Here is a 16,229-nt window from a genome sequence, read left to right as displayed (position 1 = left end):
AGTGCGTCATGAGCGATGAGATAAATCGGTCGCGAGCGCACGATATCGGTCTTTTCCTCGTTCTTGTCGTATTGGCCGGCTTGCTTCTTCCGGCGCGAAACGGCGCGCTGAGCTTGACCGGCACATTTTATCTGGCGCTGTTCATCCATATCGGTTTTTCGATCTATATCGGCGATTTCTCAGCCTGGCGGAAAGTGCCGTGGGTCCTGCTGATCGGCGTTTGGGTGATGTCGGAACTGGTACCCTTCCTCTCCTTTCTGGTGCCTTGGGGACAGTTGGAGTTCTGGCTGGCGCAATTCCCGTTGATTGGCAACATCATGGCTGCCTGGTCCGTGACGGGCTATGATTGCAAGATCGTGCTGTCGCTTGCGCTCCTGATCGTCGATCTGGGCGTCATGCATCATGCGACCTGGCAAAGGCACTCCTGGCGTCGGATCATGATTTTCCTTGCCGTGGTTGGCGTCGCGGCGGTGGTCTCCGGCATTGCTTTCGGTCTGACGATGAACCGTCTGTTCAGCCTTCCCGATTTGCCGACGGAAGATACGTTTCAGATCGTGTCGCCCTGGTATCTTCTCCCGTTCTATGCGTTGTTGCGCGCGACGGAGAATAAGCTTGGTGGTTTGCTGTTGATGTTTGGCGCCATGCTCGCTCCGGCAATCGCGCCCTTCATGCGCGCCGAAAGGCTGCGACAGGGGCATCTGTGGCGTCTCTGGCTGTTCGCTTGTCTGGCTCTGGCCATCATCTGGGCCGCCCTCGGCTATCTCGGCAGTCTTTCTCCAGACGAGAGTGCCGTCGTCTATTTGGTGCCGGTGCTGACCACCCTTTATTTCGCGTTTTTCCTGATCGTGCCGTCAGTGCTTGGCAGATTGGTCCGGCGGGCCGTTGCGGCCGAATTATAGGTCACCCGTTCCCGCGTTCGGTCGCAGGCGTGCGAAAAGCCGCCCGTCGAGAATGAGCAGGCCTGTGCCGATCAGCAGCATGCCGGCAATTTCCGTCAGTCCCAGGCGTTCGCCGAGGAAGAGAAAGCCGAGGAGAATGGCGCTTGGCGGTACGAGCAGGGTCACCAGCGAGGCGTTGGTGGCGCCGGCGAGCGCCATGATGCGGAAATAGAGGATATAGGCGAAGGCCGTCGACAACAGCGCCATGCCGAGAATGGCGGCGAGGGCGCTGGCTGGTGGCGTGGCCAATGTCCAAGGTTGATCCAGCAAAAGAGCCATCGGCAGTATGAGCGCCGCGGAGCAGGTCAGTTGACCTGCTGCGATAACGGGCGGCGCCATGCCTTTGAAACGCTTGGCATAGATCGCGGCGAAACCGTAGGAGATCGCGGCAAGGATTGGCAGCAGCAGCGCCCAGAGCGGAACTTCGGCTCCACTCGCCACGCTTGGGCCGAGCAGCACGATCGTGCCGGCGAGCCCTGTCAAGCAGCCGGCGAGCTTGGCGGAGGTCAGCCGCTCGTCGGTGGTGAAGTGATTGCCGATCAATACGGTCCAGATCGGCGTCGTTGCGTTCAGAATGGATGCGAGCCCCGCACCCATCTGGGTTTGACCGACGAAGATCAGCGCATGCGGCACGGCGTTGTTGATCAAGCCCAGCAATAGGAACTGCCGCCAATGGGTTCGCAGCAAATCATAGATTGCGAAACGACCGGCAATGTAGGCATGCAGCGCTATTGCCGCGAGCGACAAGCGAAGGAAGACCAGCGTAAACGGCGGCACATAATGGACGGCGATGCGGGCGAAGAAGAATGAACCGCCCCAGATCAAGCCGAGCGCCAACAGCAGGCTCCAGGTCAGTGCGTTCATGCCATTGCTGGTGTTCATCCGCTGCACCTCCGCCATTTTGAGTTTATTTTGACGAAATCAGAGGCGCTTTCCACCCGTTTCTTGCCGAGCCTCGATCGGATACCCGGAAAATCATCTGATAGTTGCAGGTGCAAAAACGAAAAAGGCGGCCAGCGGCCGCCTTCCATGGCAAGGCAATCGCCCTTAAAGCGCGTTCAGCAATGATTGTGTCGCCCAGCCGTCAGCGGGAAGGCCGAGGCGAAACTGTTCTTTTTGAACGGCGACGCGCGTGCCCGAGCCGAGAATACCGTCTATCTTGCCGACATCGTAGCCGCGTGCCGAAAGCTTGGTTTGAAGCGCTTTCATATCGACATCGTTCAGCCCCGCTTCCGGTGTGCCTTTGTTATAGGTTGGAGCGCCAGCAAAACGTGTGGCGAAATAGGCTGCGGACGTCGTGTAGATGAACGACTGGTTCCATTCCAGATAGGCGTTGTAGTTCGGATAGGTCAGGAAAGCCGGGCCTTTGCGGCCCTGCGGCAGGATGAGGGCGGCCGCCAGGGAACCGAAATTGGTGTTACCGTCGCGCGGCTTGACGCCTAGCTGGAACCAGTCGGCGGCCGTGAGTGGGCCGCCCAGGCCGGATTTCTCCCAAGGCAGATTATCCGGCACCGTGACTTCCTGCAGCCAGGGTTGGCCGCGCTGGAAGCCCAGGCTTTGGATGTATCGGGCCGTCGTCAGAATGACGTCGGGCGCGCTTGTCTTCAAATTGACGTGGCCGTCGCCATCGCCATCAACACCGAAAGCAATGATCGAGGGCGGCAGCATCTGCGTCTGGCCGATTTCGCCAGCCCATGCACCGGTCGTGGTTTCCGGATCGGCATCGCCATGCTGCACCATTTCAATGAATGCGATCAGACGAGGGCGGAAAAACTCGGGGCGCCGGCAGTCGTGCGAGAGAGTAACGAGCGCGTTGCGGGTGTTGAAATTGCCCTGAACGGCGCCAAAATCGGTTTCCATCGCCCAATAGGCGGTGATGACGCCGGGCGGCACGCCGTAGTCCTGCTCGGCCTTGGCGAAGACGTCGGCATACTGCTTTATCTTCTGGCGGCCGATGTCGAGGCGGGCCTGGCTGACAGTGCGCTGCGAGAATTCGAGGAAGGTCTGGCGGAATACGCCCTGGCTACGATCCATAGCGAGGACCTTCTGGTCGATCTGCGCGCCGGCCAGTGTCTTGTCCGCGGCCGCAGCATCCGCGCCAGCCGCGGTGGCCTCGGCCTTGACGCCGGCCAGGAAGGAAGAGAGATCACCGCCGCAAGCCACCTGCGGGGCATTGGTTCCACCTGCATTCGCCGCCGCGGTCGGGGTCGCGTTCTGCGCCATTGCCACACTTGCCATGGCTGAAGCGAAGACAAACGCGAGTGCGCTGCGTCGAATGGTATAGGGGTCCATAGGCGATCCTCTTTGCTGATAGAATAGGGTCGCTTTCACAGAAGATTGTGACAGAAGCAAGAGAGAAATTCAGGTAGTCTCAAGAATTTCCTTGCTTCTCTACTGCCGCCACCCAGTTGTGCCAATTCTGTTCGGAACCGGCAAAAACATTGATGTCCGTTGGCCCCTTGATGCCTGGAATTACGCCTGTCGACGTGTATTGCCAGAATGCCCAGGAGCGATCGGCATAGGTCGCCGTCGGATGCTTTGCGACCGAGCGGACCCAGAAGTGATAATCCTTGAAATAGCCGGCAAGATTGTCGCGATGGAAGTCGACCGACGTATAGATGATCGGGCGCTTGCCGTAATAAGCCTCCAGGCGGTCCATGAACCGCTTGATCTCTGTGCGCACCGTCTGCGGATCCGGCCGGGTGCGGCAGGTCTTGGATTCGGCGTTCCACTCGACGTCGAGCACCGGCGGCAGCATCATTGCATTCTTCGGCACATTGTTGATGAACCAGTCGGCCTGGTCGTCCGCTGTCGAGCAGAAATAGTAGAAGTGATAGGGGGCGTACGGAATGCCGGCGCTATTGGCTTCCTGCCAATATTCGTTGAAGCGGGGATCGACCCTATCCTTGCCTTCGGTCGCCTTGATGAAGGCGAAGGCGACGCCGGAACTCTTCACCGTCCGCCAGTCGATATCGCCTTGCCATTTCGAGATGTCGATGCCGTGAATGGGGTGGCGCTCCGGATGGTCGCGACCGAAATCCTGCGGCTTCGTATCCTTGAAACGCGTCTTCGGTATCGACGCGGTCTGGAAGCTGTCATAACCCATGGTGCAGCTATTCAGCAGGAGGGCGAGCGGCAGTAAGCATGACAGAAGCCTGCGCATGGATATCCCGTTATGGCGCGAGTAATCTTGCTGCCCCAAGACTTGGCTTCCGTGATGTGTGGTCCCCAAAATCCAAAAGAGGCAAAGGACCAAGCTGTTTGTCAGCCGGCCCTTGCCACTTTTTCACCATATCAACGTAAAAAATGCGTTATCTTCAAGTAAATTCTTATACTTGGAATGCCGCATGAGCGGATTTCGTGCCGAATTCCACTTTTTTTGCTAGGCGGCCGGCTTAATGACGACAGCTCTCCATGCATAACCCCGGCCGATTTCTTCGAATACCAGCTTCGCGCCGCGCGCCGCGACTCGCTCTTCGAGCACGGCGCGGAGGTCGGCGCGGGGGGTGACGTGGAACTTTGTCAGCCAGCCTTTCAGCATGGTGCGGAACCAACCAGGCAGGCGCTCCTGTTGGCCGAAATCGACGATGTGCAGTTCGCCGCCGGGAATGACCGCGTTCAGCGAAGCATCGATCGCGCTCTTCCAGTCCGGGATCATCGAGAGTGCGTAGGAAATCATGACACGATCGAAACCGTCGACACCGAAATCACCAGCCGAGAAGGCAGTGGCGTCGGCGACGCGGAAATCCGGTACTTGTTTCAGCCCGCGAAAATTATTGCGGGCCGAAATCAGCATCTCTTGGGAGATGTCGAGGCCATAGAGTCTCGCCGAGGGAAAGCGACGATGAGCCAGCAACATGTTGCGGCCGGTGCCGCAACCCACTTCCAGTAGGGAGCCGCTCAAAGGCACGTTGAGGTGCGCAATGGTGCGATCGCGGCCGAAGAGGTAATATTTGCGGGTCAGGTCGTAGATGTGCCGCTGGTAACGGTACATGCCGTCCATCAGTCCGGCATGGTTCTTCGAGCTTGTCTGAAGACCTGTATCCGCCTGGCTCACGCTTTTTTCCCGTAGATGTGGAAGCCGCCGTAGATCGCCGAGCGGTCGCGGACGTTAAGCTCCTGCGAGCGCTCTTCGAAATAGACCCACTGATCGCGAATGGCGGGGGAGAGGCGACCTTCGATGATGCTCTTTTCGGCGGCGGTGCGGAAAATGACGCGGGCGCCTTCGCGGGCCGTGCGGGTAATTTCAGCCCAGAGGTCGTTGAGCTGTTCGTCGGTCATCCAGTCCTGGGCGTCGAGCAGGATATAGCGGTCGCGCGAAGCGGCGGGCTTGGAGGCCAGAAGCTCCGTGAAGTTGGCATGATGCACATCGACGCGGTCGGCATTGGCGCGGATTGCGGCGTAGTGCTCAGGCCGCAGATAGGTCGGCAACGGGCCTTGGTGTTGGGAGGCATAGCGCCGCGCAAAGGCCTGCCAGGCGAAATAATTGTCCCGCATCGGGAAGTGGCAGGCCAGCTTTTCCAGGCGGTGCTTCAGGACGCCAGATATGGAATCGTCACCTGCGAGGCTCGCAAGTTCGTCATATTGTTGCGGCGGGATGCCGAGGCCGAAAAGCGAGCTCTTACGGCCGAGTAGCCAGCGGACCATCGGCTTGTCGAAGATCGGCGCAATTTCGTTGTCGAAGAACTGCCGCTGTTCGCGGACCGTGCGGGCTTCCGTCATCTTGCCGAGGCGGACGCCGTGCAGGCGGGCCAGCACATGGGCGGCGCCGATGAAGCGGCCGAGCAGGCCGGTCTTATAGATGTTGCGGTTGAACACCGTGACGCGGCGGCGGCCATACATGTCGCGGCCATCCCAGTGAGCGGCGGTCGCCGGATCGAGACGCGGCGCGATGAACTGATCGTATGCCTGGCTATTGGCGCTAACGTCCGGCGTGCCGAAGAAGCGCACGAGATCGGCATGTCCGGGTAGCAGCCGGAAGGCGGCGAGCTTGAGCTTGTTCAGCGCGATGTGGTGACGATTGAGGTCGACGACATCGATGGAAGCCGGGTTCTGCGAAAGATAGGCGAGCATGTTGCAGCCGCCCGAGCCGATTGTGACGATGCGGTGGTGCGGCTGCAGCTCCATCGCCTCCATGTCGATATCCGGATCCTCCCAGATCTGCGGATAGACAAGGCCGGAAAACAACATGCCGAACAGGCGCTCCGAAAAGCCGGCCTTCGACAGAGCCTTGTGTTGCAGCAGAGCGTCCTTGAGTTTCCGATTCTTGTGGAGACCGGCATCCGGGGCAAATTCCGTCATCTGAGTCTTGTCACCGATTTGTCAGGTTCAGCGCGTGTAACCCGGCAATGCTACAGTCTGATGACGTGGACTGTTGGCAGACCCGGCCGGTAGGGCCGTCACGGTGATATTTGCAAGGCTGTGGCGACGATAGGTCTTTCACATTCCTGCATTTCCTGATTGTCTCCGCATTCCTTCGGAGGGTGTGTGATATGCGTTTAATATCGAGAGTGGTCGGGGCTCTTGTTTTTTTGCTGCTGATCATTGTCGCGGGCGGTGCGGTCTGGCTTTCGGTCTGGCCACCGGAATTGTTGAGGGTCGGGGACGGCTATGCCGCCAAGATCGTCTGCTCGAATACCTTTATCGCCAAGCGCGATCCCGAGCGGATATTGGCGGATGACGTGCAGGCGCCGGGCAATCCGGCGCTGAAGCTCGTTCGGGTTTCGGTCAATCGAGAGGAAGGCGTGGTAACCGCCCGCTTTCTCGGCATGTTTGCACCAAACTATGCGCTCTACCGCGGCGCGCTCGGCTGCACGACGGTGCCGGACGGCGATCTGCCGGCGGCGCGCAGCGCGGCGTTCCTCAATAAGATCAAAGCGGCCAAAAGCGATTCTCCTTGGCCGGATGGCGATAAGGCCGTGCTGGGCCAAGACGACACCGGCCTCGCGCTCTCCAAGCTCCTTGCCAATCCGGACTTTGCCGGTCCCGCCATGCGCGCCATCGTCGTCGTCAAGAACGGCCGCATCATCGCGGAGACCTATGGCGAGGGATTCGACAAGGGCACGCCTTTGATCGGCTGGTCGATGACGAAGACCGTCAATGCCGCCATCATCGGCCGCCTCATGCTTTCCGGCCGCATGTCCTTCGACGATCAGAATCTTTTGCCGCAATGGAGTGCCGACGCGCGCAAGAACATCAAGCTCAGCGATCTCCTTAGCATGGAGAGCGGTTTGGCCTTCAATGAGGGATATGGCGCAGTCTCAGACGTGACGCGCATGCTCTATCTCGATCCGGATTCGACCAGGGTTGCCTCGAGTGCGCCTCAAGAGGCGGCGGCAGGCGAACGATTCAGCTATTCCAGCGGCACGGCGACGCTGCTCTCTCGGATTTGGATGAACAAGCTTCCCAATGAGAGTGCGGCGATCACCTATCCGCGTGAAGCGTTGTTTGCGCCGCTCGGCATGTTCAGCGCTGTGTTGGAAGCCGATGAGCGCGGTACTTATGTCGGCAGTTCCTATCTTTATGCGACGCCGCGCGACTGGGCGCGCTTTGGCCAATTCCTGCTGCAGGATGGTGTCTGGAAGGGCCAGCGCCTGTTGCCGGAAGGCTTTGTTGGCGCGATGCGCACTCCGACGACGGCATCCGAAGGCATCTATACGCAGGTTCAAGCCTGGCTTGCCGGTCCCGGTGGTTCGGATGCGCAGTTCGGCCTGCCGACGGATACGTTCTGGATGCTCGGACATGATGGCCAGAGCGTCGCCATTGTGCCGTCAGCCAATCTCGTGCTGGTGCGCATGGGGCTGACGCCGGGCTGGCTGGACTATAAGCCGCAAATTCTACTGAAGAGGATACTGGATATAATCAACGCCGGTCAGGACATGGCCCAACCGGCGCTGGCGAAATGATCCGGGATAATCAGTAATTGCCTTGCGCGACGTCCGGCAGGCCCTTGCGCTTGGCATCATAATAATAGCCGCGCGCATAGAGCTGAACGGCATTGGCTTCTTTGGCCTCGGCCTTGTTGTCGGCCACCATCCATGCGCCGCGCAGATATTTCGCGGCATATTTGATGTTGGTCTCGGCATCGAGTAGGCCTGCAGGCGGACCGTCGTAGCCCATGGACTTGGCCGTGTTGTATCTAATCTGCATCAGGCCAAAGTAACCGCCGCGGTTATATGCCTTCGGATTGTAGCGGCTCTCGCGATGAACGACGCGATGGATCAAAGATTCCGGAATTTCATAAAGCTTGGCATATTTCTGGATGAGCTTCGAAACGTAGCTCTTCTCCTCCGCCGGCACGTCGGAATCGTAATTCTGAGGGGTCAGTACCGCCGAAACGACCGTCGGGCCGCTGGCATCGAAGTTGAAATCATAATGCATGCGGGTGTCCGCATAACCCATGCCGGCGATCTGCATCGGCGCGGCATAGGCGACTTCGGCAGGCGCCATGATCGGTGCATCTTCGCCCGGGCGGGGCGTCGGAACGACGGACTGAATGGCCGCCACGTCCGACGTCATCGGAATGGTCGCCTGACCCTGGGTCGCGGAACCTGACACCGGCAGCAGCGCGGTATCGCCTGGACGTGCCGGGTTCGGGATCGGGATGGCGACGACGGTGGGAACCACGGGTTCGTCGGAGGCCGCATAAGCGGCGGCTGCGGATGTGCCCGCTGCGGGCGCGCCGGTTACGGCCGCTATCGCGACAGTACCCTGGTTCGCTGCATTCGGTGCATTTGCCACCGGACCAACCATGCGGTCCTGGGCTGCCTGAATCTGATTCGGAGCCACCGAACCGGCGCCAACCCGGTCCGACTTCATCAATGCTGCCTGCTGCTGAGGCTGAATCTGCTGGCCTGTAGCTGGTGTGGTGGAAGCCACCGCTACGCCGCCTGTGGTCGACGCAGCACCGACCGGAGCCGGGTTTGTATTCGGATGCGGCACGTTGGTTTGTGCCGACGGGAGTTCTGCCTGGGACGTCTGCTGCTGAGTGCTTGCACACCCTGCGAGGACGCCGCACATCATTGCCGAAAAGGCAACGCTGCGCTTTAGGCTGGGAAATCCGATCGCTACCATTCTGTCACTTTCGAAAAAACCAAACCGCCCTGCGGTGCAAATCAGCCACAGGGTTGATAAATTTATGAATCCCCCATTAACCTATCCGTGATCGCCCCGCAACCCTGGACAGCATCAAGCGGCCAACCGGCGATATCCGGCGGTCACTGCGCCGGCGGCTATCAACAGGGTTCCGCCCGTCCGGTTAACGGCGCGTTGCACGCTTGCCTTGCGAATAAAACCGCGCGCCATATCGGCGATGAAAACGTAGAGCAGGGAGTTCAGTGCTGCCAGAGTGAGGAATGTCGCCTCCAAAATAACGGTTTGCTGAAGGAAGGGCTTCGACAGGTCGAGAAACTGCGGCACGAAGGCGATGAAGAAGACAATGCTCTTCGGGTTCAAGGCGGTCACAACGTAAGCGTGCAGTAAAATCTTGAGCGGCTTTTCCTCGGGAAGATTGTCATTGTCGCCCATCGGGCCGGTCACAATCGGGGCGCGCCAGAGCTTGATTCCCAGAAACATCAGGTAGGCTGCGCCGATCAGCTTGAGAATCGTGAACAGAGTGGCCGAGGTGGCGAGAAGGGCGCCGAGACCAGCGAGCGAGGCAGTCATCGCCGTGAAATCGCCAAGCGTTACGCCGGTCACCGTTGCCAGCGCCGTCTTACGACCGTGGCCGAGTGCATATGAGATCACAAGGAGAATGGTCGGACCGGGTATTGCCAGCATAATGCAGGATGCGGCGGCGAACGCGAGCCAGGTTTCGATGGACATGGAATCCTCCTCTATTCCTATTCGCCGCCAGCAAAGACATTGGATTTGCGATCCGTCAATTAGGATTGCGCGTATTTTTGCCCGATGTGATCCATGACTTCGGCGAACCACGGCAGGGACAGATCAAAGGGCTTGCCGCCCTTGATGCGCGGGAATTCGATGGTGCGCAGCTTGCCGCCCTGGCCTTCGTCATGGCCGGTGACGCCCGAGATCTTATTCAATGCGCTTTCGACCGCGAGGTCGACCATGCCCTGGATCAGGCGCAGGTCGTCGCCGTTAGCGGGCGCCGAGCGGGCAAAATAGCCCGACTTTTGCACCAGGGAGCGCTCTGCGCCGAGCAGGGTGGCGAATTGCTTCTGGAACCAGTTGCCGACATTGATAGTGTCGATCTTCACATGACCGAAGGCATCGCGCTTGATGGTTTCACCGGCAGCTTCCCGCTCGGCCACGATGGCCTCGAGGCCGGCGCCTTCCGAAACGAACAGCGTCACCTGGCCAGTCTTGTCCATAACGGCCTTCAGGCGCTCGGCTTCTGCTTCGATGTCGAAGGCCATTTCCGGGAGATAGAGGCCGTCGATGCTCTTCATGGCGGCATTCATCATGAAGCCATCCACATATTCATTGGCACTGGTCTTCTGAATATAGGCGCGGGCTGTCGCCGCCGTCAGCCAGCCGCAGCTTCTGCCCATGACTTCATGGATGACGAGGGTGCGCGGAGCGGCGGTCTGTTCGTTGCTGACATTGTCGAAGAAATGCGCGCCGACTTCGGCCGCCGTCCAGGCGCCGAGGGACTGGCGGATCGGCACGACATCGTTGTCGACCGTCTTCGGCAGGCCGACCACGGTCAAGTTATAGCCGTTGGCGCCGAGGTAGGCGGCAAGATCGGCTGCGGTCGTGTTGGTGTCGTCACCGCCAATTGTATGGAGAATGGTGACGCCGTCGGAGGCGAGGCGCTCGGCGGCCACGCGCAGCGGATTTTCGCCTTCCTTGACGAGACCGCGTTTGACGCAGTCGGCGGCGTTGGTGAGCTTGACGCGGCTGTTGCCGATCGGCGAGCCGCCGTAGCGGTGCAATAGATGTGCACGCTCGCGCATGCCAGGCGTCACCTCGATGCGGTCACCCAGCAGAACGCCCTGATAGCCGGAGCGATAGGCTATAATGTCGAGATCGGGCGCAACGTCGCTGTAGCGCTGGATCAGGCCGCCGACCGCAGAGGAGAGACAGGGCGCCAATCCGCCGGCGGTGAGCATTGCGACTTTCTGTTTGGCCATGGGTATCCTCCTCGCAGCCGGGCTGCCTCATTTCGGTGATTGCCTCGGAATGGATGCGACAGGCGGGCATGGCTGTAAAGTAAAGAATTTAAGAAATGCGTGCTTGCTTTTTCATCCGGGCAATGAGTTGCCCGATCCGGCGGAATCGCAAATCACAGCTTCGAACACGCCATCATTACCGAATTGTGAAAAGTGTTTTCGTCTGTGCGACCAATGGACTCCTTGCAATCGCAACCATTATTTGATCAACGTGTTTCTATTCAGAAGGGGTAATTGAGACCATCATGTCGTTTTGGGAAAAATTGCTGAATGCTGTTGGTGGCACCGCTGGCAATGCCCTGTCGGCAGTGGTCGAAGCCATTCGTACGCTGTTCGAAGGCGATCCGGAGACCCGCCGCAAGGTGGCCTTTTCCGTCGCTATCATCGCGCTTTCCGCCAAGATGGCGAAGGCCGATGGCGTGGTGACCGAAAACGAGGTCAACGCCTTCCGTGAGATTTTCGAATTTCCGCCGGATCAGGCGAAGAACGTCGCACGTCTTTATAATCTGGCACGCCAGGACGTTGCGGGCTACGAGGCCTATGCAGAAAAGCTGTCGTCGCTCTGCGTCACCTGCGCGAAGAATTGCCCGGTGCTGGAAGACGTGCTCGATGGTCTCTTCCATATCGCCAAGGCTGATGGTCTGATCCACGAGAAGGAAATGGCCTTCCTGCAGCATATTGCTCAGATCTTCCATATGAGCGAGCAGCGTTTCGAACAGATCATGGCGCGCCATGTCAGCGCCGGCGGCCGCGATCCCTACAAGGTGCTCGGCGTATCGCCCCAGGACGATTTCACGACCATCCGTCGCCGCTATCATGGCCTGGTCTATGAGAATCACCCTGACCGCCTCGTCTCGCGCGGTGTGCCGGAGGAATTCCACCTCATCGCCAATGAGCGCATGGCGGCGCTCAATGCAGCCTACGCGGAAATCGAGAAAGAACGCCGCGCTGCATGAGTTCCTTTGCGGCAGATTTTTCCGGTGCCAGCGTGCAGCCGTCGCCGAACCATGGCGAGCGGCGGGACGGGCGCAAGCCAGACATGATCCTGCTGCACTATACCGGCATGGGCACGGCCGAAGGCGCGCTTGATTGGCTCTGTCGCGACGAGAGCCAGGTGTCGAGCCATTACTTCGTCTTCGAGGATGGGCGGGTGATCCAGCTCGTACCGGAGGAACGTCGTGCCTGGCATGCCGGCAAGAGCGTCTGGCATAACGAGGCCGACATCAATTCGCTGTCGATCGGCATCGAAATCGCCAATGCCGGTCATCCCGGCGGGCTGCCGGATTTTCCCGATGCACAGATCGAGGCGGTCATCGAACTGTGTCGTGATTGCGGCCATCGCTGGGCGATTTCACCTGAGCGTGTGCTTGCACACTCCGATGTCGCTCCTGTTCGCAAGGTCGATCCGGGCGAAAAATTTCCGTGGGCGCGACTGGCCGAAGCGGGCGTCGGCCACTGGGTCGAACCGACGCCGATCACCGGCGGGCGGTTCTTTCAGAGGGGCGATGTCGGGCAGCCGATCGAGGCTTTGCAATCCATGCTCTCGCTCTATGGTTATGAAACGGAAATTACAGGCGAATTCTCCACAAAACTGGCGGGAGACGTCGAGGCTTTCCAGCGCCATTTTCGCCAGGAGCGAGTGGATGGGATCGCCGATTTTTCGACCATCGATACACTTCATCGTTTGCTGTCCGCGCTGCCTCGCTTCTCCTAAGGGTAGGTGGGCCTCGTTTTTACGGTGGAATAGACGCCGTAACGCTCAAAATGCGTAACGTGCTTCAGCGCCACATCATTTCCCTATTATCTCCGCATTGGGCTGGTCTAACGGCGCCCGCTTGAACGGCGGTCGCGCAAGTTAGTTTGTGTGTCGCGCGGCCGTAAAGAATAACGGGGACCGTGAACTCCGGCGGCTCTTTTTGCCTCCCGCCGGACTGATGGCTTGTGCTGTCCACGGTTCCGCGCTCGGAGACAAAAGACTAAATGAAAAATCTGATTGTTGCGGCGGCAGCGTGCGTGAGCGTACTGCTGACAGGATATGATTGCGCCTATGCCGACCCCCACGGCGAGAAAACCCAGACCGTCCCCCTGCAGATCATTACGCGTACGGTCGGCTATCCAATGCCGAGTGTCCCCGCCGAATTGAGAGATGCGGAAAACTCCTTCACGACGCAAAATCCCTATTCGGCGCTGATTACCAAATACGCTAAGCAGAACGGCGTGCCGGTCGAATTGGCGACCGCGGTCATTCAGATCGAAAGCAATTTCAATCCAAAACGGCGCGGTAGTGCCGGCGAGATCGGCCTGATGCAGATCAAGCCCACGACCGCAAAGCTGATGGGCTATTCGGGCAGTGCCAAGGGACTTTACGATCCCGAGACGAACATCAAGTTCGGCATGAAATACCTCGCCGCGGCACAGCAACTTGGCGGTGGACCAACCTGCAACACCATCCTCAAATACAATGCCGGTCATGCAGCAACGCGCATGAATCCGGTCTCGCAGAAATATTGCGGTAAGGTGCTGGCGCTCCTCGATTAATCGCCGCTTTTAAGAGGATTGCGGGTGGGGCGGACTCGCTTTCCATGTTATCGAATTTGCGATCATTTGCGAGGGACATAACATGGCAGCGGATTTCAGGTTCATCGTCGTCGGTCGAGGAATGATGGGGGCTGCTGCCGCGCGCCATCTGGCCAAACAGACAGACGGCATAGCCGTCATCGGCCCGGACGAGCCCGAAGACCGTGTGAACCACCAGGGCGTTTTCGGCAGTCACTATGACGAAGGCCGGATCACCCGCACCATCGATCCCGACGCCGACTGGGCGCGGCTCGCCAACCGTTCGATCGGCCGCTATGCGGAGATCGAGCGCGACAGCGGCATTCAATTCTACGCCCCGGTCGGCTGCCTTGTGGTCGGGTCCAAGCGTGGCGGCGCCCATGACTACGTCAGCAATGTCGTCGATGCGGCAGCTCGGCTCGGTGTCCGGACGGAGCTTCTGGACGACGCTGCGCTGAAGGCGAAATTCCCCTTCTTCTCCTTTGCTGAAGGCAGCGAGGGCGTCTACGAGCCGAAAGGCGCGGGACATATCAGCCCGCGGCGGCTGGTGAAGGCACAGTCGTTGCTGGCGGAGAAGGCGGGGGCTCGCGTCATCAAGCAGACGGTTGTCTCGATCCGCGACGAGGACCGTCTGGCGGTCGTCACAACGGCGGAAGGCGAGACGTTCCGGGCGGAGAGAGTCCTGCTTGCCGCCGGCAGTTTCTCCATTGCCGAGAATCTGTTGCCGCAGCCGGTTGAAGTGAAGGTTTATGGTCGCACTGTGGCTTTCTTCGAGGTGGGCGAGGCGGAGGCCGAGGCGCTCTCGGCCATGCCGTCGCTGATATCTTCGAGGCCTGACCATACCGACAGCATCTACCTGCTGCCGCCGATCCGCTATCCTGACGGGAAATACTACATCAAGATCGGCGGCGATCCAGACGATCTCCAGTTCGAAAACGAGCCGGATTTGCGTAAGTGGTTTCGAACCGCCGGTCGCGACAAGGCACGCGATCACCTGACGCGGATCATCCACGACCTGGTTCCGAGCCTGACAGGGCCATCGACGTTCACCAATTCCTGTGCCGTTTCCTATTCGCCGACTGGCTATCCCATGATCGGTTACACGTCGTCACCACGCGTAGCGGTGCTAACGGGTGGCTGCGGCACGGCGGCGAAGAGTTCGGACGAGATCGGCAGGCTCGGCGCCGAACTGCTGCTCGAAGGCCGAATCAAGGACGACGGCTACCGCACGGATTTCTCTGCACATTTCCGTACTTAGGTCCGAACGGAAATAAAGCTGCATATTTCGATGGCAATTGCCGGCGCTCTCGGCTAATGGAGCCCTGCCAGTTGGCCGGGCAGCCGCGCCTCACCAATGCCGAAAGGCGGTGGGGTGAGGAAAGTCCGGGCTCCACGGAAACACGGTGCCGGATAACGTCCGGCGGGGGCAACCTCAGGGAAAGTGCCACAGAAAGCAAACCGCCTGGTCTTCGGATCGGGTAAGGGTGAAAGGGTGGGGTAAGAGCCCACCGCGTCTCTGGCAACAGCGGCGGCACGGTAAACCCCACCGGGAGCAAAACCGAATAGGGATGACGCGGATCGCGAAAGCGGTCCAGCCCGTTTCCGGGCCGGTCATCCGGGTGGGTTGCAAGAGGCGGCGCGCAAGCGTCGTCCCAGATGAATGGCTGCCACGTTCCGGCCTCGGCCGGAGCCATACAGAACCCGGCTTACAGGCCAACTGGCAAATCATATTTTCGACCGGCGTCGATGCTCGTCATTGCCCTGTGGAAACAATTTCTCAGACCGCCAAAAGCCTTGGTTTTTCGGTCTTCCGACCGTGTCGGCGGAGGGGTTTTCGTCTGTGAAAACAATCCGTTTTGGATCGGCGGTTCAGGGCGATCATAACCTTTCGTTAAACTTAACGGGTTATGAATATTCAGGCTGTGGCCACGTCTCTGTGGCTTCATCCCATTGACGCCCATATGGTCCCATGGTATCCCAAAAGCACACTGCACAAGGGCAAATCATCGCCCATTCATCGCAAAGCCATGATCCCTCCTTTCTTGGGGGTGTCGGAAGAGTATTCTCTCTTTCGGCTTGCGAAGCTGTGTCCGATTTTGGCTATGTCTGCGGGCGAATGATCGCCCGTAAGTCATGGGAAACGGGTGTTTCGCGTCATGAACCGCTTCCTATCGAATGCGACCAACAGGATCGATGCCAAGGGCCGGGTATCCGTGCCGGCGGCATTTCGTTCCGTGCTGGCGGAGCGCAATATCCAGGAGCTGTATTGTTTCCAGGATTTTGTGTTTCCGGCGATCAGCGTCGGCGGTCTCGATCTGCTCGATCGGTTCGAGCGGCAGATTGCGGCGGACGATCCTTTTTCGCCGGCGGCGAACCAGATGTCGCTCCTCATTCACGGGGGCGGGGTCTTTATGAGGCTCGATGCGGAAGGGCGGCTGATGGTCACGGATTTTATCCGCGGTTTCACCGGTATCGCCAACGAGGTGACCTTCGTTGGTCGGGCGGATCATTTTCAACTGTGGCAGCCGGAGGCTTTTCAGGTCTTGCAGGCGCAGGCACGAGAGGAGCGCAAGCTGGCGGGCAGGCGCTCAGAATAGAACGG

At 59.4% G+C, this 16,229-nt stretch carries 15 protein-coding genes and 1 other RNA gene; 8 read left to right on the top strand and 8 right to left on the bottom strand.

Translation table 11 applies throughout. The annotated features are described in order from the left end of the window. Nucleotides 1-8 precede the first annotated feature (8 nt). Nucleotides 9-899, top strand: a complete 891-nt coding sequence (locus NXC24_RS12525) for a hypothetical protein (RefSeq protein WP_158704473.1) — start codon at nucleotides 9-11, stop codon at nucleotides 897-899. Here the strand turns inward: NXC24_RS12525 and NXC24_RS12520 are convergent. From NXC24_RS12520 to NXC24_RS12500, 5 genes are all read right to left on the bottom strand, one after another. Further along, nucleotides 894-1,820, bottom strand: coding sequence for a DMT family transporter (locus NXC24_RS12520; RefSeq protein WP_104825141.1), 927 nt, complete (start codon nucleotides 1,818-1,820; stop codon nucleotides 894-896). The two genes, NXC24_RS12525 and NXC24_RS12520, sit on opposite strands and share 6 nt — an antisense overlap. A gap of 165 nt (nucleotides 1,821-1,985) precedes the next feature. Beyond that, nucleotides 1,986-3,230 carry a lytic murein transglycosylase gene (locus tag NXC24_RS12515; protein ID WP_104823584.1) on the bottom strand — a complete coding sequence of 415 codons (1,245 nt, stop codon included), beginning with the start codon at nucleotides 3,228-3,230 and terminating at the stop codon, nucleotides 1,986-1,988. A 79-nt stretch (nucleotides 3,231-3,309) separates the two neighbouring features. Then, nucleotides 3,310-4,101: a GH25 family lysozyme gene (locus NXC24_RS12510; protein WP_104823583.1), complete on the bottom strand. Its 792-nt coding sequence runs from the start codon at nucleotides 4,099-4,101 to the stop codon at nucleotides 3,310-3,312. Nucleotides 4,102-4,320: 219 nt separating this feature from the next. Next, on the bottom strand, nucleotides 4,321-4,941 hold the full coding sequence (locus tag NXC24_RS12505; RefSeq protein WP_199773577.1) for a class I SAM-dependent methyltransferase: 621 nt from the start codon (nucleotides 4,939-4,941) through the stop codon (nucleotides 4,321-4,323). Nucleotides 4,942-4,991: 50 nt separating this feature from the next. Beyond that, complete coding sequence (locus NXC24_RS12500) at nucleotides 4,992-6,239, bottom strand: DUF3419 family protein (protein WP_104823581.1); 1,248 nt, start codon at nucleotides 6,237-6,239, stop codon at nucleotides 4,992-4,994. A 191-nt stretch (nucleotides 6,240-6,430) separates the two neighbouring features. Between NXC24_RS12500 and NXC24_RS12495 the strand changes: the two genes are divergently transcribed. Next, nucleotides 6,431-7,843, top strand: coding sequence for a serine hydrolase (locus NXC24_RS12495; protein WP_104823580.1), 1,413 nt, complete (start codon nucleotides 6,431-6,433; stop codon nucleotides 7,841-7,843). A 10-nt stretch (nucleotides 7,844-7,853) separates the two neighbouring features. Here NXC24_RS12495 and NXC24_RS12490 read toward each other — a convergent pair whose 3' ends face one another. From NXC24_RS12490 to NXC24_RS12480, 3 genes are all read right to left on the bottom strand, one after another. After that, complete coding sequence (locus tag NXC24_RS12490; RefSeq protein ID WP_104823579.1) at nucleotides 7,854-9,011, bottom strand: transglycosylase SLT domain-containing protein; 1,158 nt, start codon at nucleotides 9,009-9,011, stop codon at nucleotides 7,854-7,856. 114 nt (nucleotides 9,012-9,125) lie between these two features. Then, nucleotides 9,126-9,761 (bottom strand): LysE family translocator, encoded by a 636-nt coding sequence (locus NXC24_RS12485; RefSeq protein ID WP_104823578.1) that lies wholly within the window; start codon nucleotides 9,759-9,761, stop codon nucleotides 9,126-9,128. Between the two features lie 59 nt (nucleotides 9,762-9,820). Further along, entirely contained in the window at nucleotides 9,821-11,032 is a 1,212-nt protein-coding gene (locus tag NXC24_RS12480) for a pyrophosphate--fructose-6-phosphate 1-phosphotransferase (protein WP_104823577.1), read from the bottom strand. A 284-nt stretch (nucleotides 11,033-11,316) separates the two neighbouring features. Between NXC24_RS12480 and NXC24_RS12475 the strand changes: the two genes are divergently transcribed. From NXC24_RS12475 to mraZ, 6 genes are all read left to right on the top strand, one after another. Beyond that, the gene (locus NXC24_RS12475; protein ID WP_104823576.1) at nucleotides 11,317-12,027 is read left to right on the top strand and encodes a DnaJ family molecular chaperone; all 711 of its coding nucleotides are present in this window, start codon (nucleotides 11,317-11,319) and stop codon (nucleotides 12,025-12,027) included. Continuing rightward, nucleotides 12,024-12,785: an N-acetylmuramoyl-L-alanine amidase gene (locus NXC24_RS12470; protein WP_104823575.1), complete on the top strand. Its 762-nt coding sequence runs from the start codon at nucleotides 12,024-12,026 to the stop codon at nucleotides 12,783-12,785. The genes NXC24_RS12475 and NXC24_RS12470 overlap by 4 nt, the downstream gene beginning before the upstream one ends. A gap of 266 nt (nucleotides 12,786-13,051) precedes the next feature. Continuing rightward, complete coding sequence (locus tag NXC24_RS12465; protein WP_104823574.1) at nucleotides 13,052-13,609, top strand: transglycosylase SLT domain-containing protein; 558 nt, start codon at nucleotides 13,052-13,054, stop codon at nucleotides 13,607-13,609. A gap of 82 nt (nucleotides 13,610-13,691) precedes the next feature. Continuing rightward, nucleotides 13,692-14,885 carry an FAD-binding oxidoreductase gene (locus NXC24_RS12460; protein WP_104823573.1) on the top strand — a complete coding sequence of 398 codons (1,194 nt, stop codon included), beginning with the start codon at nucleotides 13,692-13,694 and terminating at the stop codon, nucleotides 14,883-14,885. 67 nt (nucleotides 14,886-14,952) lie between these two features. Next, nucleotides 14,953-15,352: RNase P RNA component class A (gene rnpB / locus NXC24_RS12455), an RNA gene on the top strand. 431 nt (nucleotides 15,353-15,783) lie between these two features. After that, nucleotides 15,784-16,224 carry a division/cell wall cluster transcriptional repressor MraZ gene (gene mraZ, locus NXC24_RS12450; protein ID WP_104823572.1) on the top strand — a complete coding sequence of 147 codons (441 nt, stop codon included), beginning with the start codon at nucleotides 15,784-15,786 and terminating at the stop codon, nucleotides 16,222-16,224. Nucleotides 16,225-16,229 lie beyond the last annotated feature (5 nt).

It is taken from the genome of Rhizobium sp. NXC24, assembly GCF_002944315.1.
Classification (GTDB): Bacteria; Pseudomonadota; Alphaproteobacteria; order Rhizobiales; family Rhizobiaceae; genus Rhizobium.
This window is presented reverse-complemented; position numbering and strand designations above follow the sequence as displayed.